The sequence below is a fragment of the Lentzea indica genome (assembly GCF_012184385.1).
GTDB classification, from domain to species: Bacteria; Actinomycetota; Actinomycetes; order Mycobacteriales; family Pseudonocardiaceae; genus Lentzea; species Lentzea indica.
Window position 1 is genome coordinate 1 of sequence record NZ_VSRL01000602.1, and the last position, 617, is coordinate 617.

The 617-nt window shown below is 69.5% G+C and carries 1 protein-coding gene and 1 pseudogene; both read left to right on the forward strand.

The annotated features are described in order from the left end of the window. Positions 1-249: pseudogene (locus tag FXN61_RS49885) on the forward strand (M20/M25/M40 family metallo-hydrolase); the annotation flags it as partial. After that, positions 246-617 (forward strand): Ldh family oxidoreductase (locus FXN61_RS49890; RefSeq protein ID WP_167980690.1); only part of this gene is annotated, 372 nt, incomplete at its 3' end. The pseudogene FXN61_RS49885 and the gene FXN61_RS49890, both read left to right, overlap by 4 nt.

A 617-nucleotide genomic window follows, 5' to 3' on the forward strand; every position in this document is an offset into this window, starting at 1 on the left:
CCGGCGCAGGACATCCCACTGCTGGACGCGATCGTGCCGCGGTGGCCCGCCGACGAACCGGCCTTCACCTGCGACGCGATCTGGCTCGCCGGCGTGCCGAACGCCCGGACGGCCGTGCTCGGGCCGGGTTCGCTCAGCGCCAACAACGCTCACGCTCGTGGTGAGTTCGCCGATGTCACCGAGCTCGACCGGTTCAGCGACATCGTGCGCGACATCGTCCTGCGGTTCACCAGGAATGGAGGAGCATGACGGTTCTGGTGCCCTATCAGACCCTGCTGTCCACAGTGGCCGATGTGTTCGCCGGCAGGGGGGTGCCCGCCGACCGGGCGATGATCGCCGCCGAAGCGCTGTGCCACGGCGAGCTGACCGGCGTGACGTCACACGGCCTGGTCAACCTGACCCGGCTGTACCTCCCGCTGTTCGACGACGACCGCACGGATCCCCTGGCCAACATGGTGATCCAGACCGATGTCGGCGCGTGCGTCCTCGCCGACGCCCGGCGCACGCTAGGGCTGTGGTCGGCCAGCCAAGCCATGGAACTGGCCTGTGGCAGGGCTTCTCGGCACGGAATCGCGATGGTGTCGTTGCGCGGCGCCACCCCACATCGGCTGCGCGGG